This is a genomic window from Streptomyces sp. NPDC041713 (genome assembly GCF_055591085.1).
Window position 1 is genome coordinate 782,045 of record NZ_JBVIZY010000001.1, and the last position, 25,958, is coordinate 808,002.

The 25,958-nt window shown below is 73.1% G+C and carries 22 protein-coding genes; 15 read left to right on the forward strand and 7 right to left on the reverse strand.

The genetic code is table 11. From position 1 onward, the window contains the following. The first annotated feature begins 2 nt into the window (after positions 1 to 2). Positions 3 to 1,244, forward strand: a complete 1,242-nt coding sequence (locus ACZ6CV_RS03390; protein ID WP_469249238.1) for an MFS transporter — start codon at positions 3 to 5, stop codon at positions 1,242 to 1,244. A gap of 65 nt (positions 1,245 to 1,309) precedes the next feature. On the opposite strand, the gene ACZ6CV_RS03395 is transcribed toward ACZ6CV_RS03390, so the two are convergent. After that, positions 1,310 to 1,945 carry a TIGR03085 family metal-binding protein gene (locus tag ACZ6CV_RS03395; protein WP_469249239.1) on the reverse strand — a complete coding sequence of 212 codons (636 nt, stop codon included), beginning with the start codon at positions 1,943 to 1,945 and terminating at the stop codon, positions 1,310 to 1,312. Between the two features lie 82 nt (positions 1,946 to 2,027). Between ACZ6CV_RS03395 and hisI the strand changes: the two genes are divergently transcribed. From hisI to lgt, 11 genes are all read left to right on the forward strand, one after another. Then, positions 2,028 to 2,423, forward strand: a complete 396-nt coding sequence (gene hisI, locus ACZ6CV_RS03400; protein WP_362377058.1) for a phosphoribosyl-AMP cyclohydrolase — start codon at positions 2,028 to 2,030, stop codon at positions 2,421 to 2,423. 11 nt (positions 2,424 to 2,434) lie between these two features. Next, a complete protein-coding gene (locus ACZ6CV_RS03405) occupies positions 2,435 to 3,943 on the forward strand; it encodes an anthranilate synthase component I (RefSeq protein WP_469249242.1) in 1,509 nt (502 codons plus the stop codon). 7 nt (positions 3,944 to 3,950) lie between these two features. Beyond that, positions 3,951 to 4,598 carry a TIGR02234 family membrane protein gene (locus ACZ6CV_RS03410; RefSeq protein WP_469249244.1) on the forward strand — a complete coding sequence of 216 codons (648 nt, stop codon included), beginning with the start codon at positions 3,951 to 3,953 and terminating at the stop codon, positions 4,596 to 4,598. Positions 4,599 to 4,707: 109 nt separating this feature from the next. Further along, complete coding sequence (locus ACZ6CV_RS03415) at positions 4,708 to 4,932, forward strand: HGxxPAAW family protein (protein WP_362377061.1); 225 nt, start codon at positions 4,708 to 4,710, stop codon at positions 4,930 to 4,932. Between the two features lie 124 nt (positions 4,933 to 5,056). Further along, a complete protein-coding gene (locus ACZ6CV_RS03420) occupies positions 5,057 to 5,482 on the forward strand; it encodes a DUF2752 domain-containing protein (protein WP_469249246.1) in 426 nt (141 codons plus the stop codon). 139 nt (positions 5,483 to 5,621) lie between these two features. Further along, the gene (gene trpC, locus ACZ6CV_RS03425; protein WP_355813446.1) at positions 5,622 to 6,431 is read left to right on the forward strand and encodes an indole-3-glycerol phosphate synthase TrpC; all 810 of its coding nucleotides are present in this window, start codon (positions 5,622 to 5,624) and stop codon (positions 6,429 to 6,431) included. Positions 6,432 to 6,440: 9 nt separating this feature from the next. Next, the gene (gene trpM / locus ACZ6CV_RS03430; protein WP_469249248.1) at positions 6,441 to 6,602 is read left to right on the forward strand and encodes a tryptophan biosynthesis modulator TrpM; all 162 of its coding nucleotides are present in this window, start codon (positions 6,441 to 6,443) and stop codon (positions 6,600 to 6,602) included. A gap of 132 nt (positions 6,603 to 6,734) precedes the next feature. Further along, positions 6,735 to 8,018, forward strand: coding sequence for a tryptophan synthase subunit beta (gene trpB / locus ACZ6CV_RS03435; RefSeq protein ID WP_469249250.1), 1,284 nt, complete (start codon positions 6,735 to 6,737; stop codon positions 8,016 to 8,018). Further along, positions 8,015 to 8,830, forward strand: a complete 816-nt coding sequence (gene trpA, locus ACZ6CV_RS03440; protein WP_469249252.1) for a tryptophan synthase subunit alpha — start codon at positions 8,015 to 8,017, stop codon at positions 8,828 to 8,830. Before trpB ends, trpA begins: the two co-directional genes overlap by 4 nt. 63 nt (positions 8,831 to 8,893) lie before the next feature. Beyond that, a complete protein-coding gene (locus ACZ6CV_RS03445; protein ID WP_469249254.1) occupies positions 8,894 to 9,673 on the forward strand; it encodes a DsbA family protein in 780 nt (259 codons plus the stop codon). A gap of 118 nt (positions 9,674 to 9,791) precedes the next feature. Next, positions 9,792 to 10,799 (forward strand): prolipoprotein diacylglyceryl transferase, encoded by a 1,008-nt coding sequence (lgt, locus tag ACZ6CV_RS03450; RefSeq protein ID WP_469249256.1) that lies wholly within the window; start codon positions 9,792 to 9,794, stop codon positions 10,797 to 10,799. Positions 10,800 to 10,914: 115 nt separating this feature from the next. On the opposite strand, the gene ACZ6CV_RS03455 is transcribed toward lgt, so the two are convergent. From ACZ6CV_RS03455 to ACZ6CV_RS03480, 6 genes are all read right to left on the reverse strand, one after another. After that, positions 10,915 to 11,748 (reverse strand): HpcH/HpaI aldolase/citrate lyase family protein, encoded by an 834-nt coding sequence (locus ACZ6CV_RS03455; protein WP_469249258.1) that lies wholly within the window; start codon positions 11,746 to 11,748, stop codon positions 10,915 to 10,917. Continuing rightward, positions 11,745 to 12,992, reverse strand: a complete 1,248-nt coding sequence (locus ACZ6CV_RS03460) for a CaiB/BaiF CoA transferase family protein (protein ID WP_469249260.1) — start codon at positions 12,990 to 12,992, stop codon at positions 11,745 to 11,747. Before ACZ6CV_RS03460 ends, ACZ6CV_RS03455 begins: the two co-directional genes overlap by 4 nt. Further along, complete coding sequence (locus tag ACZ6CV_RS03465) at positions 12,989 to 14,353, reverse strand: ADP-ribosylglycohydrolase family protein (RefSeq protein WP_469249262.1); 1,365 nt, start codon at positions 14,351 to 14,353, stop codon at positions 12,989 to 12,991. Before ACZ6CV_RS03465 ends, ACZ6CV_RS03460 begins: the two co-directional genes overlap by 4 nt. Then, the gene (locus ACZ6CV_RS03470; RefSeq protein WP_469249264.1) at positions 14,350 to 15,582 is read right to left on the reverse strand and encodes an ADP-ribosylglycohydrolase family protein; all 1,233 of its coding nucleotides are present in this window, start codon (positions 15,580 to 15,582) and stop codon (positions 14,350 to 14,352) included. Before ACZ6CV_RS03470 ends, ACZ6CV_RS03465 begins: the two co-directional genes overlap by 4 nt. Beyond that, positions 15,579 to 16,904 (reverse strand): ADP-ribosylglycohydrolase family protein, encoded by a 1,326-nt coding sequence (locus ACZ6CV_RS03475; protein ID WP_469249266.1) that lies wholly within the window; start codon positions 16,902 to 16,904, stop codon positions 15,579 to 15,581. Before ACZ6CV_RS03475 ends, ACZ6CV_RS03470 begins: the two co-directional genes overlap by 4 nt. A gap of 383 nt (positions 16,905 to 17,287) precedes the next feature. Beyond that, positions 17,288 to 18,295: an ADP-ribosylglycohydrolase family protein gene (locus ACZ6CV_RS03480; protein ID WP_469249267.1), complete on the reverse strand. Its 1,008-nt coding sequence runs from the start codon at positions 18,293 to 18,295 to the stop codon at positions 17,288 to 17,290. A gap of 278 nt (positions 18,296 to 18,573) precedes the next feature. Here ACZ6CV_RS03480 and ACZ6CV_RS03485 point away from each other — a divergent pair, with 278 nt between their 5' ends. From ACZ6CV_RS03485 to ACZ6CV_RS03495, 3 genes are all read left to right on the forward strand, one after another. Beyond that, positions 18,574 to 19,305 carry a VIT1/CCC1 transporter family protein gene (locus ACZ6CV_RS03485; protein WP_358710725.1) on the forward strand — a complete coding sequence of 244 codons (732 nt, stop codon included), beginning with the start codon at positions 18,574 to 18,576 and terminating at the stop codon, positions 19,303 to 19,305. Positions 19,306 to 19,621: 316 nt separating this feature from the next. After that, positions 19,622 to 24,196 carry a glutamate synthase large subunit gene (gene gltB, locus ACZ6CV_RS03490; protein ID WP_469249270.1) on the forward strand — a complete coding sequence of 1,525 codons (4,575 nt, stop codon included), beginning with the start codon at positions 19,622 to 19,624 and terminating at the stop codon, positions 24,194 to 24,196. Beyond that, positions 24,189 to 25,649, forward strand: a complete 1,461-nt coding sequence (locus tag ACZ6CV_RS03495; RefSeq protein WP_362377076.1) for a glutamate synthase subunit beta — start codon at positions 24,189 to 24,191, stop codon at positions 25,647 to 25,649. Before gltB ends, ACZ6CV_RS03495 begins: the two co-directional genes overlap by 8 nt. Positions 25,650 to 25,958: the final 309 nt, after the last annotated feature.

Consider the following 25,958-nt stretch of genomic DNA (forward strand, 5'->3'; position numbering starts at 1 on the left):
CCATGACCACCACGACCGCCCCCGTGGCAACGGACCGTCCCGCCCACCGCGACGCCAACGTCCTGCGCTGGCTCGGCGCCTACACCACGTCGATGGTCGGCGACGGCATCTACTTCGTCGCCCTCTCCTGGGCCGCGGCCCGCGGCGGCAGCCCCGGCCAGGCGGGCCTGGTCCTCGCCGTCGGCGCCTTCCCCCGCGCCGCCCTCATGCTCGGCGGGGGAGTCGTCGCCGACCGGTTCGGGCCGCGCCGCGTCGTCATCGGCAGCGACGCGGTCCGCTGCGCGGTGATCCTCACGGCCGCCGCGCTGCTGTTCGCCGCCTCGCCCGGGATCTGGCTGCTCGCCGTCCTCGCCCTGGTCTTCGGCGCCGTCGACGCGCTCTTCCTGCCGAGCGTGGGCGCGCTGCCGCCGCGCCTCACGGCGCCCGGCCAGCTGGGCCGCGTCCAGGGCATGCGGGGGCTCGCGCAGCGGATCGCCACGGTGGTCGCCGCGCCGCTGGGCGGCCTCGCGGTGGCGTTCGGCGGTCCCGCCGCCGCGTTCGGCGCCGCCGGCGTCCTGTTCGCCCTCTCCCTCGTGCTGCTGGTCGCCGTACGGCTGCGCCCACTGCCCGCCGACGACCGGGCGGTACGCGGCGGCTCGGCCCTGCGCGAACTCGCCGACGGGCTGCGCTACATCCGCGGCCACCGCGTCCTCGCCCCGCTGACGCTGGTGGCGGCGGTGACGGAGCTCGGCTTCGCGGGGCCCGCCAACATCGGCCTGGTGCTCCTCGCCGACGAGCGCGGCTGGGGCGCATCGGGGATGGGGTGGATCATCGCGGGCTTCGGCACCGGCGCGGGGCTCGCGGCCCTGCTGCTCGCCGTGCGCGGACGGATACCCCGGGCCGGGGCGGTGCAGGCGGCGGGCATCGTCGTCGGCGCGGCAGCCCTCGCCGGCATCGGCTTCGCGCCCTCGGCCGCGGTGGCCACGGCGGCCGGGCTGTGCGTGGGGCTGTGCACCGGGCTCGGCGGCGCCCTGATCGCGGCGCTCACGCAGACCTTCACCGACCCCGCCTACCTGGGGCGCGTGACCTCCGTGTTCACCCTCTTCACCATGGGCGTCGCGCCGCTCTGCTACCCGGTCGTCGGCGCGGCCATCGGGGTGTGGGGCCTGGAGCCGGTGTACACGGCCTGCGCGGCGCTGAGCGCGGCCGGCGGCGTCATCGGCCTCTGCTCGGGCCCCCTGCGCCGCGCCGAACTGCCCCGCTGAGCGGGGCAGCCGCACAGGCCGAAGAGCCGCACGGGTCGGGGCAGTCGCACCGTCCGACGGAGGCCTTACAGCCCCAGCTGCTTCGTCTCGTGCAGCGTCGCGATCGCGCTCTTGTCGCCGTCCAGCTCGACGTCGGCGACATCCTGCCTGCCGTACGCGAACAGCAGCAGCTCCGCGGGCTCACCCGTGACCGTCACCACCGGCACGCCCCGGTGCGCCACCGCCGTCCGGCCGTCCGGGCGGCGCAGCACCAGGCCCACCGGCGACTTGCGGCCCACCAGGCGGGCCGAACGCTCCAGACGGGACCACAGGGCGTCCGAGAAGACCGGGTCGAGCACGCGCGGCGTCCAGCCGGGCCGCGCCCGGCGCACGTCCTCGGTGTGGATGTAGAACTCCACGGCGTTCGCCGCCTCGTCGATCTGCTTGAGCGAGAAGGGCGAGAAGCGCGGCGGCCCGGTCCTGATGAGCTGGATCAGCTCCTCGTACGGCTTCGCGGCGAACTCGTCCTGCACCCGCTCCAGGCGCCCCGCCAGCTGCTTGATCAGCAGACCGCCCGCCGCGTCCGCGCGGCGCTCGCGCACCACCACGTGCGCGGCCAGATCCCGCGTCTTCCAGCCCTCGCACAGAGTCGGCGCCTCAGGGCCCTCCGCCTCCAACAGATCGGCGAGGAGGAGTCGTTCACGCTTCGCATGGGTCGACATGTCCGCCAGCCTACGACCGCGCGGGCGGTCCGCACAGTGGACGCCCGGCGGAAGGGCCCCGGCAGGGCGGCACAATGGGCCCATGACCAGCGTTCCGCCGCCCAGCAGCAACCTCGCCCCGGACATCGCCGCGCGTCTCAAGCGCAGCGCCGACGGCCTCGTACCCGCCATCGCCCAGCAGTACGACACCGGTGAGGTGCTGATGCTCGGCTGGATGGACGACGAGGCGCTGCACCGCACCCTCACCACGGGCCGCTGCACCTACTGGTCGCGCAGCCGCCAGGAGTACTGGGTCAAGGGCGACACCTCCGGCCACTTCCAGTACGTCAAGGAGGTGGCGCTCGACTGCGACGCGGACACCGTCCTCGTCCAGGTCGACCAGGTCGGCCCCGCCTGCCACACCGGCACCCGCACCTGCTTCGACACCGACGTGCTCCCCGTGCTGCCCGTGCCCGGCGGACCCGCGCCCGGTCAGTAGGGTCTGCTGCCATGGACCTCGAGACCTTCCGCAAGCTGGCGGCCGACCGCCGCGTGATCCCCGTCAGCCGCAAGCTCCTCGCGGACGGCGACACCCCCGTGGGCCTCTACCGCAAGCTCGCCGCCGAGCGCCCCGGCACCTTCCTCCTGGAGTCCGCGGAGAACGGCCGGTCCTGGTCCCGCTACTCCTTCGTCGGCGTCCGCAGCGCCGCCACCCTCACGGTCCGCGACGGCGAGGCCCACTGGCTCGGCACCCCGCCGGTCGGCGTGCCCACCTCCGGCGACCCGCTCGCCGCGCTGCGCGCCACCGTCGGCATACTGCACACCCCCCGCGACCTGGTCAGCACCGACCAGCTGCCGCCCTTCACCGGCGGCATGGTCGGCTACCTCGGCTACGACATCGTGCGCCGCCTGGAGAAGATCGGCCCCGGCGAACGGGACGACCTGCGGCTGCCCGAGCTGACCATGCTCCTCACCAGCGACCTCGCCGTCCTCGACCACTGGGACGGCTCGGTCCTGCTGATCGCCAACGCGATCAACCACAACGACCTGGAGACCGGCGTCGACGAGGCCCACGCCGACGCCGTCGCCCGCCTCGACGCCATGGAGGCCGACCTCTCCCGGCCGCTCTCCCAGCCCCCCGCCGCCCTGCCGCCCTCCGAGCTCCCCGAGTACACCGCCCTGTGGGGCGGCCCCCAGTACCAGGACGCCGTCGAGGACATCAAGGAGCGCATCCGGGCCGGCGAGGCCTTCCAGGTCGTGCCCTCGCAGCGCTTCGAGACCCCGTGCACGGCCAGCGCCCTCGACGTCTACCGCGTGCTGCGGGCCACCAACCCCTCGCCGTACATGTACCTGTTCCGCCTCGACGGGTTCGACGTGGTCGGCTCCTCGCCCGAGGCGCTCGTCAAGGTCGAGGACGGGCGGGCCATGGTCCACCCCATCGCCGGGACCCGGCACCGCGGCGCCACCCCGCAGGAGGACCAGGCGCTCGCCGACGAGCTGCTCGCCGACCCCAAGGAGCGCGCCGAGCACCTCATGCTCGTCGACCTGGGCCGCAACGACCTGGGCCGGGTCTGCGAGCCCGGCTCCGTCGAGGTCGTCGACTTCATGTCGATCGAGAAGTACTCGCACGTCATGCACATCGTGTCGACGGTCACCGGCCGGGTCGCCGAGGGCCGCACCGCCTTCGACGTGCTCACCGCCTGCTTCCCGGCCGGCACCCTCTCCGGCGCCCCCAAGCCGCGCGCCATGCAGATCATCGACGAGCTGGAGCCGTCCCGGCGCGGCCTGTACGGCGGCTGCGTCGGCTACCTCGACTTCGCGGGCGACTCCGACACCGCCATCGCCATCCGCACCGCCCTGCTCCGCGACGGCACGGCGTACGTACAGGCCGGGGCCGGGGTCGTCGCCGACTCCGACCCCGTCGCCGAGGACACCGAGTGCCGGAACAAGGCCGCCGCGGTGCTGCGCGCCATCCACACCGCGAACCGGCTGCACGACGGTTCGGGCCGTGAGGGATAGTGGACGGGTGACTTCTGCCGTTCCTCCGCCCCGTATCGAGGCCGATGCCGAGAGCCCGGCCCAGCGCAGCAGCCGGCGCAGCATCGCCGCCGCGCTGCTGCTCGGCGCCCTCGGCGCCGCCCTCGCGCTGCTCGCCTCCCGCCAGGACTGGGCCCACGGCACCGCGTCGGTGGCCGGCGGTGACCTGCCGCTGACCGCCACGGGCGGCGACGTCACCGGCGTGCCCGCGGCCCTCGCCATAGTCGGCCTCGCCGCCCTCGTCGCCGTCTTCGCGGTCCGCCGCACCGGCCGCGTCCTGGTCTCACTGCTCCTCACGCTCAGCGGCGGCGGCATCGTGGCCGCCGCGCTGCTCGGCGCGCGGGACAGCTCCGCGCTCGACGAGAAGGCCGCCACGGCCGCCGGTGACGCCGCCGCCACCATCCACGGCCTCAGCCACACCGGCTGGCCGTACGCGGCCGCCGCCGCCGGCGCGATGCTCCTGCTCGCCGGACTTCTCGCGCTCACCTACGGCCGCTCCTGGCCCGCCATGTCGGGACGGTACGAACGCGACGGCACACCGAGCCCCCGCAAGGCCCGCCGCGCCGTCGACCCCGAGCGCCCCGAGGAGCTGTGGAAGGCCCTCGACCGCGGCGAGGACCCGACGCGCGGAACATGACCCCCCGCGCTCGTGGCACCCGTGCGGGTACGGGACAATGTGACCGAGCGTCGGACACGTGGCGGGCTTCCCACCCACCGCCACGCACAGAGCAACGAGGAGCACATCAATGGCGGGCAGCCACGGACACACCCCGGCCGCTTGGACCGGTTCCATCATCGCCTTCATCGGTTTCTGCGTCGCCGGTGCCTTCATGGTGATGGCGAACGTGCCGGGCTTCTGGGCCGGCATGGCGCTCATCGCCATCGGCGGCCTCGTGGGCGGTGCCATGCGCCTGGCGGGCCTGGGCGCGGAGAAGCGCACGCCGCGCCGGGCCGTGAGCTCCGAGAGCTGACCCCGACGTACGACAAGAGGCGGACCGGCCGGTGCCGGGGCCGCCTCTTTCGTGTGTCCGGCGCCCTCGCGGCTCCCGGCCCGGCCGCCGGGCGACCCGCCCGGGCGCGCGGCACAATGCACGGGTGACCGCCGAACCCGGGAGCGCCGCACCCGCCGTCCTGACCCGCCTGCTCGTACCGGCCGGCCTGCTCGCCGCGGTCGCCGCCGCCTTCGCCTACGTCGGTGCCGTCGACCCGAACGAACCCGGCCACTACCCCGCCTGCCCGCTGCTGCGCCTCACCGGCGTCTACTGCCCCGGCTGCGGCGGCCTGCGCAGCGCCCACGCCGTGGTGCACGGCGACCTCGCGGCGGCCCTCGGCGCCAACGCGCTCGCCGTCGCCGGGTACGCGCTCTTCGCCGTGGTGTGGGCCGTATGGGTGGTCAGGGAGGTCCGCGGACGGCCCGTGCGGATCGAGTTGGGGCCGGTGACGCTGTGGGGTTTCGGCGCCCTGGTGACGCTCTTCACCCTCGTACGCAATCTGCCGTTCGGGTCATGGCTGCATCCCTGAAACCGCAGGCCGCACGGGTGACGGCTGTCCAGGTCGTGGGACGGGCGTCAACCGGATGCGAAGCCTTCGCCCTCGTGCGGATACCATCGCAGTGACCAGCTTGAACGTCAGCTCAACCGTCAGGAAGGGGGCCGCTCGCGTGAGTGTGCTCGACGAGATCATCGACGGAGTCCGTGCCGACCTCGCGGAGCGGCAGGCGCGCGTCAGCCTCGACGAGCTCAAGGAGCGCGCGGCCAAGGCCCCCGCCGCCAAGGACGGCGCGGCGGCCCTGCGCGGCGACGGCGTCAAGGTCATCTGCGAGGTGAAGCGCTCCAGCCCCTCCAAGGGCGCGCTCGCCGCGATCGCCGACCCGGCGGGACTCGCCGCCGACTACGAGGCGGGCGGCGCCGCCGTCATCTCCGTGCTCACCGAGGAGCGCCGCTTCGGCGGCTCGCTCGCCGACCTGGAGGCCGTCCGGGCCAAGGTCGACATCCCGGTGCTCCGCAAGGACTTCATCGTCACCTCGTACCAGCTGTGGGAGGCCAGGGCGTACGGCGCCGACCTCGCGCTGCTGATCGTGGCCGCCCTGGACCAGCCCGCCCTGGAGTCGCTCATCGAGCGCGCCGAGTCGATCGGCCTCACGCCGATCGTCGAGGTGCACGACGAGGACGAGGCCGAGCGGGCCGTGGACGCGGGCGCCCGGGTGATCGGTGTGAACGCCCGCGACCTGAAGACCCTCAAGGTCGACCGCTCCACCTTCGCGCGCATCGCGCCCGAGCTGCCCGACAGCGTCGTGAAGATCGCCGAGTCCGGTGTGCGCGGCCCGCACGACCTGATCGCGTACGCCAACGAGGGCGCCGACGCGGTGCTCGTCGGGGAGTCCCTGGTCACCGGCGGCAACCCGAAGGCCGCGGTCTCCGACCTGGTCGCCGCGGGCACGCACCCCGCCCTGCGGCACGGACGGAGCTGACCCTCCCCGATGACCGCCTTCGCCCGCCTCGCACCCGGCTGCCGCCCCCGCGGCTGCCGGGCGCCCGCGCGGCGGGTGCGGGGCCGGCGGGTGCGGTACCACATCGGTGCGGAGCCGGGCCAGATCCCCGGCATGCGATGGCAACGGCGCCCTGAGCGCCGACCGAGCTGAGGCGCGCCCCTTCAGGGGCGCGGGGAACTGCGCGACAAGCCCGGGACGGGCCGCACTCGCGATGGAGCAGTGACCAGCCACGGCGACACGGCGTGCTCGAGCCAGACGTCAATGCCAACACGAGGATTCCGCATGCCCAGCGCGTACTTCATCCCCGACCCGGAGGGTCAAATCCCCAGCGCCGAAGGGTACTTCGGCGCGTTCGGCGGCAAGTTCATCCCGGAGGCCCTCGTCGCCGCCGTGGACGAGGTCGCCGTCGAGTACGACAAGGCCAAGAACGACCCCGAGTTCGCCCGCGAACTCGACGACCTCCTGGTCCACTACACCGGCCGCCCCAGCAGCCTCACCGAGGTGCCCCGCTTCGCCGAACACGCGGGCGGCGCCCGGGTGTTCCTCAAGCGCGAGGACCTGAACCACACCGGCTCGCACAAGATCAACAACGTGCTCGGCCAGGCCCTGCTCACCAAGCGGATGGGCAAGACCCGCGTCATCGCGGAGACCGGCGCGGGCCAGCACGGCGTCGCCACCGCCACCGCGTGCGCCCTCTTCGGCCTCGAATGCACCATCTACATGGGCGAGATCGACACCGAGCGCCAGGCCCTGAACGTGGCCCGGATGCGGATGCTCGGCGCCGAGGTCATCGCCGTGAAGTCCGGCAGCCGCACCCTGAAGGACGCCATCAACGAGGCGTTCCGCGACTGGGTCGCCAACGTGGACCGCACGCACTACCTCTTCGGCACCGTCGCGGGCCCGCACCCCTTCCCCGCCATGGTCCGCGACTTCCACCGGGTCATCGGCGTCGAGGCCCGGCGGCAGATCCTGGAGCGCGCGGGACGTCTTCCCGACGCCGCCGTGGCCTGTGTGGGCGGCGGCTCCAACGCCATCGGCCTCTTCCACGCCTTCATCCCGGACGCGGACGTCCGCCTCATCGGCTGCGAGCCCGCCGGACACGGCGTGGAGACCGGCGAGCACGCGGCCACGCTGACCGCGGGCGAGCCCGGCATCCTGCACGGCTCCCGGTCGTACGTCCTGCAGGACGAGGAGGGCCAGATCACCGAGCCCTACTCGATCTCCGCGGGGCTCGACTACCCCGGCATCGGCCCCGAGCACGCCTACCTCAAGGACAGTGGCCGCGGCGAGTACCGCGCGGTCACCGATGACGCCGCGATGCAGGCCCTGCGCCTGCTGTCGCGCACCGAGGGCATCATCCCGGCCATCGAGAGCGCCCACGCCCTCGCCGGCGCGCTCGACGTCGGCAAGGAGCTCGGCAAGGACGGCCTGATCGTCGTCAACCTCTCCGGGCGCGGCGACAAGGACATGGACACGGCCGCGCGCTACTTCGGCCTGTACGACACCGACGCCGCCGTCGAGGCGGACGCCGCGGCCACCGCGGAGATCGAGGGGGACGCCAAGTGAGCGGCAACATCAGGCTGTTGGACGAGACCCTCGCCGGCGCAAGGGCCGAGGGCCGCGCCGCCCTCATCGCCTACCTGCCCGCCGGCTTCCCGACCGTCGACGGCGGCATCGCGGCCGTCAAGGCGGTCTTCGACGGCGGCGCGGACGTGGTCGAGGTCGGCCTGCCGCACTCCGATCCGGTCCTCGACGGCCCGGTCATCCAGACCGCCGACGACATCGCGCTCAAGGCCGGCCTCAAGATCGCCGACGTGCTGCGCACGGTCCGCGAGGCCTACGAGGCGACCGGCAAGCCAGTGCTCGTGATGACGTACTGGAACCCGATCGACCGCTACGGCGTGGAGCGGTTCACCGCCGAGCTCGCCGAGGCGGGCGGCGCGGGCTGCATCCTGCCCGACCTGCCGGTCCAGGAGTCCGCGCTCTGGAGGGAGCACGCCGGCAAGCACGACCTGGCGACGATCTTCGTGGTCGCGCCGAGCAGCAAGGACGAGCGGCTCGCCACCATCACCGCGGCGGGCTCCGGCTTCGTCTACGCGGCGTCGCTGATGGGCGTCACGGGCACCCGCGAGTCCGTCGGGGAGCAGGCCCAGGACCTGGTGCGGCGCACCAAGGCCACCACCGACCTGCCGGTCTGCGTCGGCCTCGGCGTCTCCAACGCCCGCCAGGCCGCCGAGGTCGCGGGCTTCGCCGACGGTGTGATCGTCGGCTCCGCGTTCGTGCAGCGGATGCTCGACGCGCCGGACGAGGCCGCGGGCCTGGCCGCCGTGCGCGCCCTCGCCGGTGACCTCTCGAACGGCGTACGCGGGACGTCGTAACCCGTACGGGTGGATATGGGACCGGGGAGGCACGCTCGTGCCTCCCCGGTTCGTTGGCGGGGTGTGAGCGAGAAGAACCGTGAGGAAAAGCGATCGGCCCGCGTGCGGCTGGCGGAAGAGCGAGAGCGGCAGAAGGCCCGCGACAAGAGGCGCCGTGCGCTGATCGTCGGGGCCGCCGTGGTCGGGGTCCTGGGCCTGGCCGCCGTGGTGGGGCTGCTCGCCGCGGGCTCGGGCGACGACAAGAGCGACTCGGCGGGCCCGCTGTCCGTCCCGAAGGGGGCGACCGGCAAGGACCGCCTTGCGTTGCCGGCCGGCAAGGACGACGCCAAGTCGACCCTCACCGTGTGGGAGGACTTCCGCTGCCCGGCCTGCAAGGGGTTCGAGGACGGCTTCCGCTCGACGGTCCACGAGCTCACCGACAAGGGACAGCTCAAGGTGGAGTATCACCTGGCCACCCTCATCGACAGGAACCTCGGCGGCAGCGGCTCGCTGCGCGCGGCGAACGCCGCGGGCTGCGCCCAGGACGCCGGCAAGTTCCCGCCGTTCCACGACGTGCTCTACAAGAACCAGCCCGCGGAGACCGACGACGCGTACGGAAAGAACGACAAGCTGATCGAGCTCGCCGGACAGGTCGACGGCCTCGACACCGCCGCCTTCAAGAAGTGCGTCGAGGACGGCAAGCACGACAGCTGGGTGCAGAAGTCCAACCAGGCGTTCCAGGACGCCAAGCTGCAGGGCACGCCCACCGTGCGCCTCGACGGCAAGGACATCTTCGGCGACCAGAGCAACCCGCTGACGCCCCAGAAGCTGAAGAAGATGGTGGAAGAGGCGAACCGGAGCTGACGCCCCGGCGGGGTGGTGGGGGCGGCATCTCCGTGGCCGAAGACGGCGTTCCTGTTATGGATACGTAGCCGGACCGGTTGCCGCCCCCGAGGCCCGGCACGGTAGCGTCGGACGCGTCATGGACCTTGCCTTCATTCCCAGTCCGTCGCGCGGTGTGGTCGAACTCGGACCCATCCCGTTGCGCGGCTATGCGTTCTGCATCATCATCGGCGTCTTCGTGGCCGTCTGGCTCGGCAACAAGCGGTGGATCGACCGCGGGGGCCGCGCAGGCACCGTGGCCGACATCGCCGTGTGGGCCGTGCCGTTCGGCCTCGTCGGCGGGCGTCTCTACCACGTGATCACGGACTACCAGCTGTACTTCAGCGACGGCCGTGACTGGGTGGACGCCTTCAAGATCTGGGAGGGCGGCCTCGGCATCTGGGGAGCGATCGCGCTCGGCGCGGTCGGCGCGTGGATCGGCTGCCGCCGCCGCGGCATCCCGCTGCCCGCCTGGGCCGACGCGCTGGCCCCGGGCATCGCCCTCGCCCAGGCCATCGGCCGCTGGGGCAACTGGTTCAACCAGGAGCTGTACGGCAAGCCCACGGATCTGCCCTGGGCGCTGAAGATCACGTCGGCGGAGGACGGCCGGGTCCCCGGCACCTACCACCCCACGTTCCTGTACGAGTCGCTGTGGTGCATCGGCGTCGCCGTCCTGGTCATCTGGGCCGACCGCCGCTTCAAGCTGGGCCACGGCCGGGCGTTCGCCCTGTACGTCGCCTCGTACTGCGCCGGGCGCGGCTGGATCGAGTACATGCGGGTCGACGACGCGCACCACGTGCTCGGCCTGCGGCTGAACGTGTGGACCGCCATCGTGGTGTTCCTCCTCGCGGTCGCCTACCTGGTGCTGTCCGCGAAGACTCGCCCCGGCCGCGAGGAGATCGTGGAGCCCGGCGCCGGCGCGGGCGCGGGCGCCTCCGGCGAGGGTGACGGCGACAGTGCCGCCGCGGAGCCGGTGAAGGCCGAGTCCGGCACCGTGGCCGACACCAAAGCGGAAGCCAAGGACGCCGAGGACGGCGCGAAGGTCGGCGCCGACGGCGAGGCGAAGAGCGCGGGCAAGAGCGAGGCCAAGTCCGCCGACAAGAGCTGAGCCGACAAGAGCTGAGCTCGACAGCGCTGAGACGCCGGTCGTACGTCGAGGGGCCCCGGATCCTGTGATCCGGGGCCCCTCGTGCGTACGGCGGGTGTGCGTACGGCGGGTGCCGTCACCTCCTGCGGGCCAGCGCGAGGATCCGTCGCGCGCCCTCCACCACCGCCGCGTCCACGAAGCGGCCGTCCGGCAGGGCCAGCGCGCCCTCGTCCGTCGCGGCCGCCTTGGTGATCTCCTCCGCCGTCTCGATCTCCTGTGCGGTGGGCAGATAGGCCCGCTCGATCACCGGTAGCTGGCGCGGGTGGATCGCCGCGCGGCCGAGGAAACCGAGGGCGCGGCCCCGGGCGCAGGAGGCGGCGAGGCCGTCCAAGTCGCGGATGTCCGGGTGGACTGACTGGGCGGGCGGGGCGAGGCCCGCCGCGCGCGCAGCGACCACCACGCGCGAGCGTGCCCAGTCCAGGCCCGTGTCCTCGCGCACCCCGAGGTCGGCCCGGAGGTCGGCCTCGCCGAGGGAGATGCCGTGCAGGGCGGGGTGCGCGGTGGCGATGGCGAAGGCGTGCTCCAGGCCGAGCGCCGACTCCAGGAGGGCGTGCAGGGCGGGGGCGCCGCCGCCGGAAGGGGCCGCGCGGTCGGCGACGCGGACGATCTCCGCGCGCGAGGTGACCTTGGGCAGGCGCAGGCCCGCCACGCCCTCCAGCGCGGCGACGGCCCGCAGGTCGGCCTCGGCGAGCGGGCCGTCCAGGGCGTTCACGCGGACGTGGACGGGGAGCGGCTGGGGGTCGGTGAGCAGCTCCGCCGTCGCGGCCCGCGCGTACTCCTTGCGGTCGGGGGCGACCGCGTCCTCCAGGTCGACGATCACCGCGTCGGCGCCCGCGTGGAGGGCCTTGGCGACCACGTCGGGCCGGTCCCCGGGGACGTACAGCCAGGTCAGGGGAGCGTGAGCGGTCACAGGGCGCCCTCCTCGCGCAGGGTGGTGATCTCCCGTTCGGTCAGGCCGAGTTCGGTGAGGACGGCGTCGGTGTCGGCGCCGTGCGGGCGGCCCGCCCAGTGGATCGCGCCCGGGGTCGCGGAGAGCCGGAAGAGGACGTTCTGCATGCGCAGCGGGCCGAGTTCCGGGTCGTCGACCGTGGTGAGCGTGTTCAGGGCGGCGTACTGCGGGTCGGTCATGACGTCGGTGACATCCTGGACGGGGGCGACCGCGGCCTCCGCCTTCTCGAAGGCCTCGACGACCTCGTCCCGGGTGTGCCGGGCGATCCAGGCGCCGACCGCGCCGTCGAGGACGTCCGCGTGCGCCGCGCGGTCCGCGCCGGTCGCGAACCACGGCTCGGCGGTCAGTTCGGGGCGGCCCACCAGGTGCATCACGCGTTCCGCGATCGGCTGGGCGGAGGTGGAGACGGCGACCCATCTGCCGTCCGCCGTGCGGTAGGTGTTGCGGGGCGCGTTGTTGGTGGAGCGGTTGCCGGTGCGCGGCTGGACGTGGCCCAGCTGGTCGTACCAGAGCGGCTGGGGGCCGAGGACCGTGAGGATCGGCTCGATGATCGCCATGTCCACCACCTGGCCCTCGCCCGTGCGGTCACGGGCCGCGAGCGCCGTCATCACCGCGTACGCCGTCGCCAGGCCCGCGATGGAATCGGCGAGACCGAACGGCGGCAGCGTCGGGGGACCGTCCGGCTCGCCGGTGACCGCGGCGAAACCGCTCATCGCCTCGGCGAGCGTGCCGAATCCGGGGCGCCGGGAGTACGGTCCGAACTGGCCGAAGCCGGTGACGCGGGCCAGCACCAGACGGGGGTTGACCGCGCTCAGCTCCGGCCAGCCGAGGTCCCACTTCTCCAGGGTGCCGGGGCGGAAGTTCTCCACGACCACGTCGGCGGTGGCGGCCAGGCGCAGCAGCGTGTCGCGGCCGCCCGGGGTCGACAGGTCGCAGGTCATCGTGCGCTTGTTGCGGCCGAGCAGCTTCCACCACAGGCCGACGCCGTCCTTCGACGGGCCGTGGCCGCGGGAGGGGTCGGGGCGCGTGGGGTGTTCGACCTTGATGACCTCCGCGCCGAAGTCGCCGAGCATCGTGGCGGCGAGGGGGCCCGCGAAGAGCGTGGCGAGGTCGAGGACGCGGAGGCCGGTGAGGGGGGCGGCCGTTCCGGTGTTCTTCGCGGGGTTCGTGGGGGTCGTCGTGGGTGGGGTCGTGGTGTCCGTCATGGGCGGTACGCCTCCCGGGTGGTGGCGGTGGTGGCGGTGGTGGCCAGGTCGGTGGTGATCTCCGCGAGCGTGTTGAAGCCGATGCCGTTGAAGTCGCCGACGGACGTGGCGAGCCGGTTCTTCAGCGGTGCCGTCCAGCGCTCGGGGAGCCGGTCGGGATGGCCGGCGAGGAGGCCCGCGACCGAGCCCGCCGTCGCGCCGTTGGAGTCGGTGTCCCAGCCGCCGGAGACGGCGCGCGTGATGGAGCCCGTGAAGTCGCCGTCGGCGTGAGTGAGGGCGGCGGCGACGAGGGCGGCGTTGGGCACGACGTGCACCCAGTGGTGGGTGGCGTACGTCGCGTGGAGATGGTCCACGACGTCATCGAACTCCCTTGTGTCCTCCGCCAGTTGAATGCCGAGGCGTACGGCTCCGGCGAGCCGGCAGTCCGGCGGTACGGCGGCGAGTCCGGCGCGCAGACAACGGTGGACGTCCGCGTCTCCGGCCGCCGCCTCGGCGATCGTGGCGGCCACGAACATCGCGCCGTACACGCCGTTGTCCGTATGGGTGAGGGCGGCGTCGCGGCGGGCCTGTTCGGCGGCCGCGCCGGGCGCTCCCGGGTTGGTCCAGCCGTGCACGTCGGCGCGGATGAGGGCGCCGATCCACTCGCGGAAGGGGTTGTGGTGGGTGGCGGTGTGCGGGGGTTCGAGGCCGTGCAGGAGATTGCGGTAGGCGACGCGTTCGGCGGTGAAGGTGCGGCCCGCGGGGAGTTCGTCGAGCCAGAGCCGCGCCACGTCCGCGGTGGTGAAGGACTTTCCGTGGCGCCGCAGCAGGAGCAGATTCAGGAGCGGGTAGTTGAGGTCGTCGTCCTCGGGCATGCCGTCGATGTTCTCGGCGAGGGAGGTGGCGGCGGAGCGCCGGTTCCAGGGGTACGCCTCCCGGAGCTCGGGCGGGACGCCGCGCTCGGTGAACCACGTGGTCAGTGGCCAGTTGCCGGTCGCCGCCGCGAGCCGGCGGATGCCCGCCAGCGGGAGCTTCTCGACGGGCTTGCCCAGCAGACAGCCCGCGGCCCGCCCCAGCCAGGCGGCGTGCAGACGGCCGCGCAGATCGGCCACCCGGTACGGGCGGCGCGGCCCCGCATCGCCGCGCACCACCCCACCCGGCGGGACCGGCGGGGGCGTCAGCTCGTCGAGCAACTGCTCGGCCAGGGCGCGCAGTCGGGCCGGGACGGGCCCCGGGGACGCGCCCGCCGTGGGCGGCGCCGGATGGCCGCCCGCCGCGAGCCAGCGGGCGCGCACGGACGTGACGCAGCGGCCCTCCAGCTCCGTCTGCTGGAGTTCGTGGCCGATCAGGTCCTCCGGCTGGACCCAGGTGAGCCGGATCATCGCGCGGCCGTCAGCGACGCGAACGCGGACTCGTGGGCGCGGCGGCGGCGCACGTCACGGGCGAAGACCTCCTCGGCCACCGAGGCGAGCACCGTCGCCGGGCCGTACAGATCGAGGCGGGAGGCCTCGGCGACTTGCCCTGCCCACTCGGCGGGCACCGCCGCCGCGCCGTGCAGGGCGCCCACGAGCGCGCCGCTCATCGTGGCGATGGAGTCGCAGTCACGGCCGTAGTTGACCGAACCGAGCACCGTACGGCGGTAGTCGGCCGCGCCCACCAGCAACATGCCCAGGGCGACGGGCAGTTCCTCGATGGTGTGCAGGCGGGAGGGGCGGCGGGCGCCCAGAGAGGGGGCGCGGTAGTCGGGGCCGACCGTGTCGAAGGGGGCGACGGCGGCCCGGATCGGAGCCAGTGCCGTCTCGAAGTCGGTGTGGCGCGCGGCGACTTCGGCCACCGCCTCGATCGCGGCGCGGGTGCCGTCCTTCGCCAGGCCGAGGCAGGCGTCGATCACGGAGGTGGGGCTCGCCCCGGGCGTGCAGGCCGCCGCCACCGCCGCGGCGAAGACGGCGGCCGCCTCGCGCCCGTACGAGGACTGGTGGGCCCCCGCGATGTCCAGGGCCTCGGTGTACGCGCCCTGTGGGTGGGCCGCGTTGACCAGGCCGACGGGTGCCATGTACATCGCCGCGCCGCAGTTGACGATGTTGCCGGTGCCCGCCTCGCGCGGGTCGACGTGGCCGTAGTGCAGGCGGGCCACGAGCCACTTCTCGGCCAGGAAGATCCGGTGCAGGGGGAGCGACTCGGCCTCCAGCTCCGGGATCCAGCGCGGGTTCGTCATCAGGTCGGGGACGAGGTGGTCGGCCACGGCGTAGGCGTCGAGGTGGTCGCGGACGGTGGCGTACACGCGGATGAGGGCGTGCGTCATCAAGGTGTCGTCGGTGACGTGTCCGTCGCCCTTGTGGTACGGGGCGATGGGGCGGGCGGTGCGCCAGCGGTCGCCGTTCCAGGGGCCGACGATGCCGTGGACCCGGCCGCCGTGGCGCTCGGCGATCTGCTCGGGCGCGTACCCCTCGACGGGCCCGCCGAGCGCGTCGCCGACGGCGGCGCCGACGAGACTGCCGGTGATGCGGTCGGCAAGGGGCGGGTCAGCGGGGGAAGCGGCCGGGGCGTCGGGTGTCGTGGGTGTGGTGTGTGTCGTGGACGTGTTCGGGGTGCCGGGTGCCGTGGTCGTCATGTCTGGTGTCGTCCCTCCGGTGCGGTGGGTTCGGTGCGTTCGCGTTCGGTGCGTCCGCCTTCGGTGCGGGCCGGGAGCTCCGTGTCCGTGTCCGCCAGGTGTCGGGCGAGTTCCACCAGGTCGGTGCCGGCGAGGCGGGGGAGTGCGCAGCCGGAGAGGGTGCGGCAGGCGTCGCGCCAGGCCTCGGGGATCGCGGCCGCGGTGCCGAGGACGCCGGTGAGGGCGCCGGCGAGCGCGGGCGCGGAGTCGGCGACGCGGGAGAGGCATGCGGCGGCCGGCACCGCCTCGCCGATGCGGCCGCGGGCCGCGGTGGTCAGGGCGAGGGCGACCGGGACGGTCTCGGCGGCGGCGATGCCGTAGCTGTAGACGTGGTCGACGATCTGGTGCTCCAGGAGCGGTACGAGGGCGAAGGCGCCGTCGTCCGGCTGGGCGCGGGCCATCTTCACGGCGTGCCGGGCGTTCCTGCCGATCTCCGTGTGGCCGGGGAGCTGGTCGAGGGCGGCGTCCACCGCGGTGTCGACGTCGGGGTCGACGAGGGCGACGGCGATCGCCGCGGCCATCGCGCGGGCGCCGTGCGTGCCGTCGCCGTCCTGGGTGTAGCGGGCGTCGAACTCGGCGAGGTCGGCGGCCAGTTGGGGATCGCCCGGGTGGACGAGGGCGAGCACGCAGGCGCGTACGCAGGCCGCGTCGTCGAAGTAGTGCGGGTTGTCGTGGCCGGTGGCGGGCGGGCGCAGGCCGGCGGCGAGGTTGCCGAGGCCAGCGCGTACGGAGATGCGGGCGCGCAGGGGGAGGACGGCGGACTCGACCTCGGGGGCGCGGGCCGCGGCGGCGGCGATCTCGGCGGCGAGGGTGTTCCAGGCGAGGTCGAGGGCGGCGCGGACGCGGCGGTCCGCGGATAGGTGCGGGTCGAGGGTGCCGTCCGCTGCGCGGAGCAGGGACTCGGCGGTGAACGCGGCCCATTCGGCGTCGTCGGAGGGGCCGAGGCGGAGGGGTTCCGGGGGCTGGTTCAGGGCAATGGGGACGGGGAGGGTGGTGGTGGCGTTCTGCTCGGCGAAGGTGTCGAGTTCGCGGGTGAGGCGGCGTGTCCACTCGGGCATGCGGGCGGCTCGGTGCCGGGCGGCGGGCCACCCGGCGGCATCGCCTGCGGCGAGGCCCAGGAGGAGTCCTTCTGCGGGGGGTGGGGGCTGTGTCCCTTGGCCGGCGCCCCCGTTTTCGACCCCCGGCACCGGGGGCTGTGCGCTCTGGCTGGCGCCACGGTTGGCGTTGCCCGGCGCCGTGGGCTGTGTGCTCTGACTGGTGCCACCGTTCTCACCCCCCGGCACCGTGGGCTGTGCCCACCCGTTCCGCCGTGCGGAACGCCTGCCCACAGCGGGAACGCCGGGGACGACCGGGGCCGGGTGCCTGCCCACAGCGGGGGCGCCGGGGGTGGCCGGGGCTGGGGGTCTGCCCACAGCGGGGACGCCGGCGACGGGGACGCCGGCGGCGGGGGTGCCTGGGGTGCTGGGCGGTGCGGGGTGAACGGGTGGGTGGGTGGGAATGGTCCGCCGCGGAGCGGCGGGGTTTGGGGTGCTGGGCGGTGCGGGGTGAATGGGTGGGTGGGTGGGAGTGATCCGCCGCGAAGCGGCGGGACTGGGGGTGCTGGACGTGGTGGCGGGGCCCGGGGCGCCGGGCGGAGCCGCAGGGCCGGGGGACGCGTCGTCGGGGGTCATGTGGCAGACCCCGCAGGGGTCAGGAGGTCGGCCACGTCAAGGACGTGGTGCCCCCGCATCGACGGCAGACAACTGCCCCGTGCCACCCCGATCACCGAGGACCACGGCGGCGGAATCGCCGAGGCACCACACGTGGCGCCGGAGAGCGCCCCGGCCACCGCCGCCGTCGTATCCGCGTCCCGCCCCATGTTCACCGCCGTGAGCACCGCGCAGCGAAAGTCCCCGCGCGCCACCGCGTACGCGCCGAACGCCAGGCCCACCGCCTCCGGCGCGAGGTCCGTCCACGGGTAGCCGCCGATGACCACCGCGGAGCGGACCGCCCGTTCGCCGTCGTGCGCGACCGCCACCGCGCGCCGCAGGGAGCGGGCCGTCCAGCAGTCGTCCGGGATGACGGAGAGGGCCGCCGCCACCACGGCGTCCACCCGCGCCCCCGCCATCGCCGCGGCGACACCCGCCGCCACCGCCTGGCCGCCGTAGATGCCCTCGCCGTCGTGGCTGACGGAGCCGTCGACGGCGACGAGGCGGGCCGCCTCGTCCGGGCGGCCCGCCGCGAAGACGCCGAACGGCGCGGCCCGCATCGCCAGGCCGTCGCTCCAGGCGTGCCGGTGCTGGGCGGAGATGGGGGCGGCGAGACCCCGGCGCAGGTTCTCCAGGGTGCCGCGTTCGCTGAAGCCCGCGCCACGGAAGGGGCCCTCGTCGAGGTCCGCGATCCACTCGTGCCAGGCCGTCTCGACGTGCGCGACCGTCAGCGCGGAGCCGTGCCGGGCGAGCAGCAGTCCGGAGAAGATCGCGTACTCGGTGTCGTCGGTGCCGGCCGGGTGCTCGGCCACGTACCCCGTGATGCGGCCCCAACGGCGGCGGATCTCGGACGGTTTCATGTTCTCGGCGGGGGCGCCGAGCGCGTCGCCGACCGCGAGGCCGAGGAGCGCGCCGCGCGCCCGCTCGCGGAGGCCGGCGGCGTCGCCGGGGGCGGGGACCGAGGGAACGCATGCGATGGACGCCATGCCGTGCCTCCCTTGTGCGCGGTGGGGCGCGGACGTGTGCGGACCGCTGGATGCGGTTGCTTGGTGCATCCCTGCCACGCGGGGCGCTCAGAAGAGCATGGCGGGGCTCAGATCACCCCTTCGCTCGCCCCGGAGGGCCCTCCGAGCCGTCGGCCGATACCTCCACGACCCCCTCCGTGCGGCGCGTTTGCGCAGGTAAGTACGGCCTTCCTTGCTGGCGGGAGATTTTTTTCGCGCGTACTTTCGAGATCGTCCAACCACGCACGAGGGGGCTCACCATGGCGATCATCGAGACCGAAGCGACGCTGCACGAGGCGCACCGCGACAACCACACGCACCGCGACGTGAACGGCGGCTGGCTGCGCCCCGCGGTCTTCGGGGCGATGGACGGCCTGGTCTCCAACCTGGCCCTGATGACCGGTGTGGCGGGCGGCGCCGTCTCGCGCGAGACCATCGTCATCACCGGCCTGGCGGGCCTCGCCGCCGGCGCCTTCTCCATGGCGGCCGGCGAGTACACCTCCGTGGCCTCCCAGCGCGAGCTCGTCGAGGCGGAACTGGACGTCGAGCGCCGCGAGTTGCGCAAGCACCCCGCGGACGAGGAGCGCGAGCTCGCCGAGCTGTACGCGTCGCGCGGCGTCGAGCCCGAGCTGGCCCGCGAGGTCGCCCGGCAGCTCTCCAAGGACCCCGAGCAGGCCCTGGAGATCCACGCCCGCGAGGAGCTCGGCATCGACCCGGGCGACCTGCCCTCGCCGACCGTCGCCGCCGTCTCGTCCTTCGGCTCCTTCGCGCTCGGCGCCCTGCTGCCCCTCCTGCCGTACCTGCTGGGCGCCACCGTGCTGTGGCCCGCCCTGCTGCTCGCGCTGATCGGCCTCTTCGCCTGCGGCGCGGTGGTGGCGAAGGTGACCGCGCGCTCCTGGTGGTTCAGCGGTCTGCGGCAGCTCGCGCTCGGTGGTGCGGCGGCCGGTGTGACGTACGCCCTGGGCACTCTGTTCGGTACGGCCGTAGGATGAGCCGCTGCAGGCATATGCGAGACCTTGCATAAGTAGCCGTTACCTGGCGGTTTCGAACCCGTGATCACGGGGCATGAGCCGTAAGCGCTGCGGGCAATGAGGCCCGTGTCGCTTCGCCGCTCTGGGCCCACGGCCACGGATCTGTCCGCAAGGGCCCTCTCCGAACCGCTCCCCACCTCAGCGAGCGGTGTCCACATGGTGGAATGAACTATCCGCTTTTCGAGAAGCGTTCCATCATGTAACCTGCACGAAATTTCGCCAGGGCCAACGTCGTCCCTTGCTTTTTGTTCTTGCCTCGACGACGACGGGAGTGCCGATGCGTACCCACGCCTGGTCGCCCATGGACGGTCGCCCCGCCCCCCAGGGGATGTACGACCCCCGCAACGAACACGACGCCTGCGGTGTCGGGTTCGTGGCCACCCTCACCGGTGTGGCCAGCCATGAACTGGTCGAACAGGCGCTGACCGTACTGCGCAACCTCGAGCACCGCGGCGCCACCGGCTCCGAGCCGGACTCGGGCGACGGTGCGGGCATCCTGCTCCAGGTCCCCGACGCCTTCCTGCGCGAGGTGGCCGGGTTCGAACTCCCCGCCGCCGGTGCCTACGCCGTCGGCATCGCCTTCCTGCCGGTCGACACCGCCGGCACCACGGACGGCGCCGTCTCACAGATCGAGACGATCGCCTCCGAGGAGGGCCTGACGGTCCTCGGCTGGCGCGACGTGCCCGTCGCCCCCGAGCTGCTCGGCGCGACCGCCCGCTCGACCATGCCCGTCTTCCGGCAGATCTTCGTCGCCGACGGCGACACCGAGGGCCTGGCGCTCGACCGCAAGGCCTTCCTGCTGCGCAAGCGCGCCGAGCGCGAGGCCGGGACATACTTCCCCTCGCTCTCCTCGCGCACCATCGTCTACAAGGGCATGCTGACCACCGGCCAGCTGGAGCCCTTCTTCCCCGACCTGTCCGACCGCCGCTTCGCCACGGCCGTCGCGCTCGTCCACTCCCGTTTCTCGACGAACACGTTCCCGAGCTGGCCGCTCGCGCACCCGTACCGCTTCGTCGCGCACAACGGCGAGATCAACACGGTCAAGGGCAACCGCAACTGGATGCGCGCCCGCGAGTCGCAGCTCGCCTCCGACCTGTTCGGCCCGGAGAAGCTCGACCGGGTCTTCCCGATCTGCACCCCGGACGCCTCCGACTCCGCCTCCTTCGACGAGGTCCTGGAGCTCCTGCACCTCGGCGGGCGTTCGCTGCCGCACTCCGTCCTGATGATGATCCCGGAGGCCTGGGAGAACCACGCCTCCATGGATCCGGCCCGGCGCGCCTTCTACCAGTACCACTCCACGATGATGGAGCCCTGGGACGGCCCGGCCTGCGTCACCTTCACCGACGGCACCCAGGTCGGCGCGGTCCTCGACCGCAACGGTCTGCGCCCCGGCCGCTACTGGGTCACCGACGACGGCCTCGTCGTCCTCGGCTCCGAGGTCGGCGTCCTCGACATCGACCCCGCCAAGGTCGTCCGCAAGGGCCGCCTGCAGCCCGGCCGGATGTTCCTCGTGGACACCGCCGAGCACCGCATCGTCGAGGACGAAGAGATCAAGGCGGGCCTCGCCGCCGAGAAGCCGTACCAGGAGTGGCTGGAAGCCGGCGAGATCGAGCTGTCCGACCTGCCCGAGCGCGAGCACATCGTGCACACGCACGCCTCCGTCACGCGCCGCCAGCAGACCTTCGGCTACACCGAGGAAGAGCTGCGCATCATCCTCGCGCCGATGGCCAAGACCGGCGGCGAGCCGCTCGGCTCCATGGGCACGGACACCCCGATCGCCGCCCTCTCCGAGCGCCCCCGGCTGATCTTCGACTACTTCACGCAGCTGTTCGCGCAGGTCACCAACCCGCCGCTGGACGCCATCCGGGAAGAGCTCGTCACCTCGCTGCACAGCTCGCTCGGCCCGCAGGGCAACCTCCTGGAGCCGACCGCCGCGTCCTGTCGCAGCGTCACCCTGCCCTTCCCGGTGATCGACAACGACGAGCTGGCCAAGCTCATCCACATCAACGCCGACGGCGACATGCCCGGCATGAAGGCCGCGACGCTCTCCGGCCTCTACCGGGTCGGCGACGGCGGCGCCGCGCTCGCCGCCCGCATCGACGAGATCTGCGCCGAGGCCGACGCCGCCATCGAGGCCGGCGCCCGTCTGATCGTGCTCTCCGACCGGCACTCCGACGCCGAGCACGCGCCGATCCCCTCGCTGCTGCTCACCGCGGCCGTCCACCACCACCTCATCCGCACCAAGCAGCGCACCCAGGTGGGCCTGCTCGTCGAGGCGGGCGACGTGCGCGAGGTCCACCACGTGGCCCTCCTCATCGGCTACGGCGCCGCGGCCGTCAACCCCTACCTCGCGATGGAGTCCGTCGAGGACCTCGTCCGCGCGGGCACCTTCCTGGAGGCCGTCGACGGCGGGGCCGAGCAGGCCATCCGCAACCTGATCCACGCGTTGGGCAAGGGCGTCCTGAAGGTCATGTCCAAGATGGGCATCTCCACCGTCGCCTCCTACCGCGGCGCCCAGGTCTTCGAGGCCGTCGGCCTCGAAGCGGCCTTCGTGGACCGGTACTTCAGCGGTACGACGACGAAGATCGGCGGCGCCGGACTCGACGTCATCGCGCAGGAGGTCGCCGCCCGGCACGCCAAGGCCTACCCGGCCTCCGGCATCCCTTCCGCGCACCGCGCCCTGGACATCGGCGGCGAGTACCAGTGGCGCCGCGAGGGCGAGCCGCACCTGTTCGACCCCGACACGGTCTTCCGCCTCCAGCACTCCACGCGCAGCCGCCGCTACGACATCTTCAAGCAGTACACCGGCCGCGTGAACGAGCAGTCCGAGCGCCTGATGACGCTCCGCGGACTCTTCGGCTTCAAGAGCGACCGCCCCTCGATCTCCATCGACGAGGTCGAGCCCGCCTCCGAGATCGTCAAGCGGTTCTCCACCGGCGCCATGTCGTACGGCTCGATCTCCCGCGAGGCGCACGAGACCCTCGCCATCGCCATGAACCAGCTGGGCGGCAAGTCCAACACCGGTGAGGGCGGCGAGGACCCGGACCGCCTGTACGACCCGGCGCGCCGCTCGTCCATCAAGCAGGTCGCCTCCGGCCGCTTCGGCGTGACCAGCGAGTACCTCGTCAACGCCGACGACATCCAGATCAAGATGGCGCAGGGCGCCAAGCCCGGCGAGGGCGGCCAGCTGCCCGGCCACAAGGTCTACCCGTGGGTCGCCAAGACGCGTCACTCGACGCCCGGCGTCGGCCTGATCTCGCCGCCGCCGCACCACGACATCTACTCCATCGAAGACCTCGCCCAGCTGATCCACGACCTGAAGAACGCGAACCCGCAGGCGCGGATCCACGTGAAGCTGGTCTCCGAGGTCGGTGTCGGCACGGTCGCCGCGGGTGTGTCCAAGGCGCACGCGGACGTGGTGCTCATCTCCGGCCACGACGGCGGTACGGGTGCTTCGCCGCTGACCTCGCTCAAGCACGCGGGCGGCCCCTGGGAGCTCGGCCTCGCCGAGACCCAGCAGACGCTGCTGCTCAACGGCCTGCGCGACCGCATCGTCGTCCAGACCGACGGCCAGCTGAAGACCGGCCGCGACGTCATCATCGCCGCGCTGCTCGGCGCCGAGGAGTTCGGTTTCGCGACCGCGCCGCTCGTCGTCTCCGGCTGCGTCATGATGCGCGTCTGCCACCTGGACACCTGCCCGGTCGGCATCGCCACGCAGAACCCGGCGCTGCGCGAGCGCTTCTCCGGCAAGGCCGAGTACATCGTCAACTTCTTCGAGTTCATCGCCGAAGAGGTCCGCGAGCTCCTCGCCGAGCTCGGCTTCCGCTCCATCGAGGAGGCCGTCGGCCACGCCGAGCTCCTCGACACCGAGAAGGCCGTCAGCCACTGGAAGGCGCAGGGCCTGGACCTGGAGCCGCTGTTCCACGTACCGGCCCTCCCCGCGGGCGCCGTCCGGCACCAGGTCACGGTCCAGGACCACGGCCTGGAGAAGGCGCTCGACAACGAGCTGATCAGGCTCGCCGGCGACGCGCTCGCCGCGGCCGGCGCGACCGACGCGCACCCGGTCCGCGCCCAGGTCGCCATCCGCAACATCAACCGCACGGTCGGCACCATGCTCGGCCACGAGGTGACGAAGAAGTTCGGCGGCGCCGGTCTGCCCGACGACACCATCGACATCACCTTCACCGGCTCGGCCGGCCAGTCCTTCGGCGCCTTCGTGCCGCGCGGCGTGACGCTGCGCCTGGAGGGCGACGCCAACGACTACGTCGGCAAGGGCCTCTCCGGCGGCCGCATCATCGTCCGCCCGGACCGCGGCGCCGACCACCTCGCCGAGTACTCCACGATCGCCGGCAACACCATCGCGTACGGCGCGACCGGCGGCGAGCTGTTCCTGCGCGGCCGCACCGGCGAGCGCTTCTGCGTCCGCAACTCCGGTGCCACGGTGGTCTCCGAGGGCGTGGGCGACCACGGCTGCGAGTACATGACCGGCGGTCACGCGGTGGTCCTCGGCGAGACGGGCCGCAACTTCGCGGCCGGCATGTCCGGCGGCATCGCGTACGTGATCGACCTCGACCGCGACAACGTCAACGCCGGCAACCTCGCCGCCGTCGAACCGCTGGACGACACCGACAAGCAGTGGCTGCACGACGTCGTGCGCCGCCACCAGGAGGAGACGGGCTCGACCGTCGCCGGGAAGCTGCTCGCCGAGTGGGACACCGCCGTGGAGCGCTTCAGCAGGATCATCCCCAGTACGTACAAGGCAGTGCTCGCCGCCAAGGACGCCGCCGAGCGAGCCGGTCTCTCCGAGACCGAGATCACCGAGAAGATGATGGAGGCGGCGACCAATGGCTGATCCCAAGGGCTTTCTCAACCACGGCCGCGAGGTCGCGCAGACCCGCCCGGTCGGCGAGCGCGTCCAGGACTGGAACGAGGTCTACGTTCCCGGCTCGCTCCTCCCGATCATCTCCAAGCAGGCCTCGCGCTGCATGGACTGCGGCATCCCGTTCTGCCACAACGGCTGTCCGCTCGGGAACCTGATCCCGGAGTGGAACGACTACGCCTACCGCGAGGACTGGTCGGCGGCGCAGGAGCGCCTGCACGCCACCAACAACTTCCCGGAGTTCACCGGCCGGCTCTGCCCGGCCCCGTGCGAGTCGGCGTGCGTGCTCGGCATCAACCAGCCGCCCGTCACCATCAAGAACGTCGAGGTCTCGATCATCGACCAGGCGTGGGACCGCGGCGACGTCGCACCCCAGGCCCCGGAACGCCTCTCCGGCAAGACCGTCGCGGTCATCGGCTCCGGCCCGGCCGGACTCGCCGCCGCCCAGCAGCTGACCCGGGCCGGCCACACGGTCGCCGTGTACGAGCGCGCCGACCGCATCGGCGGCCTGCTGCGCTACGGCATCCCCGAGTTCAAGATGGAGAAGCGGCACATCAACCGCCGCATCGAGCAGATGCGCGCGGAGGGCACCAAGTTCCGCACCGGCGTGGAGATCGGCCGCGACATCGACGCGGCGAAGCTGCGCAGGCGGTACGACGCGGTGGTCATCGCGGCCGGCGCCACCACCGCCCGCGACCTGCCCGTCCCCGGCCGTGAGCTCAAGGGCATCTACCAGGCGATGGAGTACCTCCCGCTGGCCAACAAGGTCCAGGAGGGCGACTACGTCACCACGCCCGTCTCCGCCGAGGGCAAGCACGTCGTCGTGATCGGCGGCGGCGACACCGGCGCGGACTGCGTGGGCACCGCCCACCGCCAGGGCGCGGCCTCCGTGACCCAGCTGGAGATCATGCCGAAGCCGGGCGAGGAGCGCGCGCCGCACCAGCCGTGGCCGACCTTCCCGATGCTGTACAAGGTCACCTCCGCGCACGAGGAGGGCGGCGAGCGGGTCTACGCCGTCAACACCACCCACTTCGAGGGCGACGAGGACGGCAACGTCCAGTTCCTGCACCTCGTCGAGGTCGAGTTCATCGAGGGCAAGCTGACCCCGAAGCCGGGCACCGAGCGGAAGATCCCCGCCCAGCTCGTCACCCTCGCGATGGGCTTCACCGGCACCGACCGGGAGAACGGCCTGGTGGACCAGTTCGCCCTGGAGCTCGACGAGCGCGGCAACGTCGCGCGCGACGGCGAATTCCAGACGAACGTCCCCGGAGTCTTCGTCGCCGGCGACGCCGGGCGCGGCCAGTCGCTCATCGTCTGGGCGATCGCCGAGGGCCGTTCGGCGGCGCGCGGCGTGGACAACTTCCTCACCGGTGCGAGTGACCTTCCGGCCCCGATCCGCCCCACGGACCGCTCCCTGACGGTCTGACCCGTAAGGTCTGACCCGCAAGGTCCGACCCGTACGGTTTTGGCCGTACGACCCCTCATACGTCCCGTACAACGGCGTACGGAACTGAGCGACGCCCGCCTCGTCCCCGACCGGACCTGGGCGGGCGTCGTCGCGTCCGGACCCGATGCATGATGGGGCCACTGCGTTGCATGGGGCGCAATGCTATGAGCGTATGTTGCGTCACCCGCAACCCTCATTACGGTTCGGCCGCTTATACCAATGGGTCTAGACCGCCTCGGCCAGGTGTGACCACAATCGCTCCCACCAATCGGAACCTGGAGGGGGCCG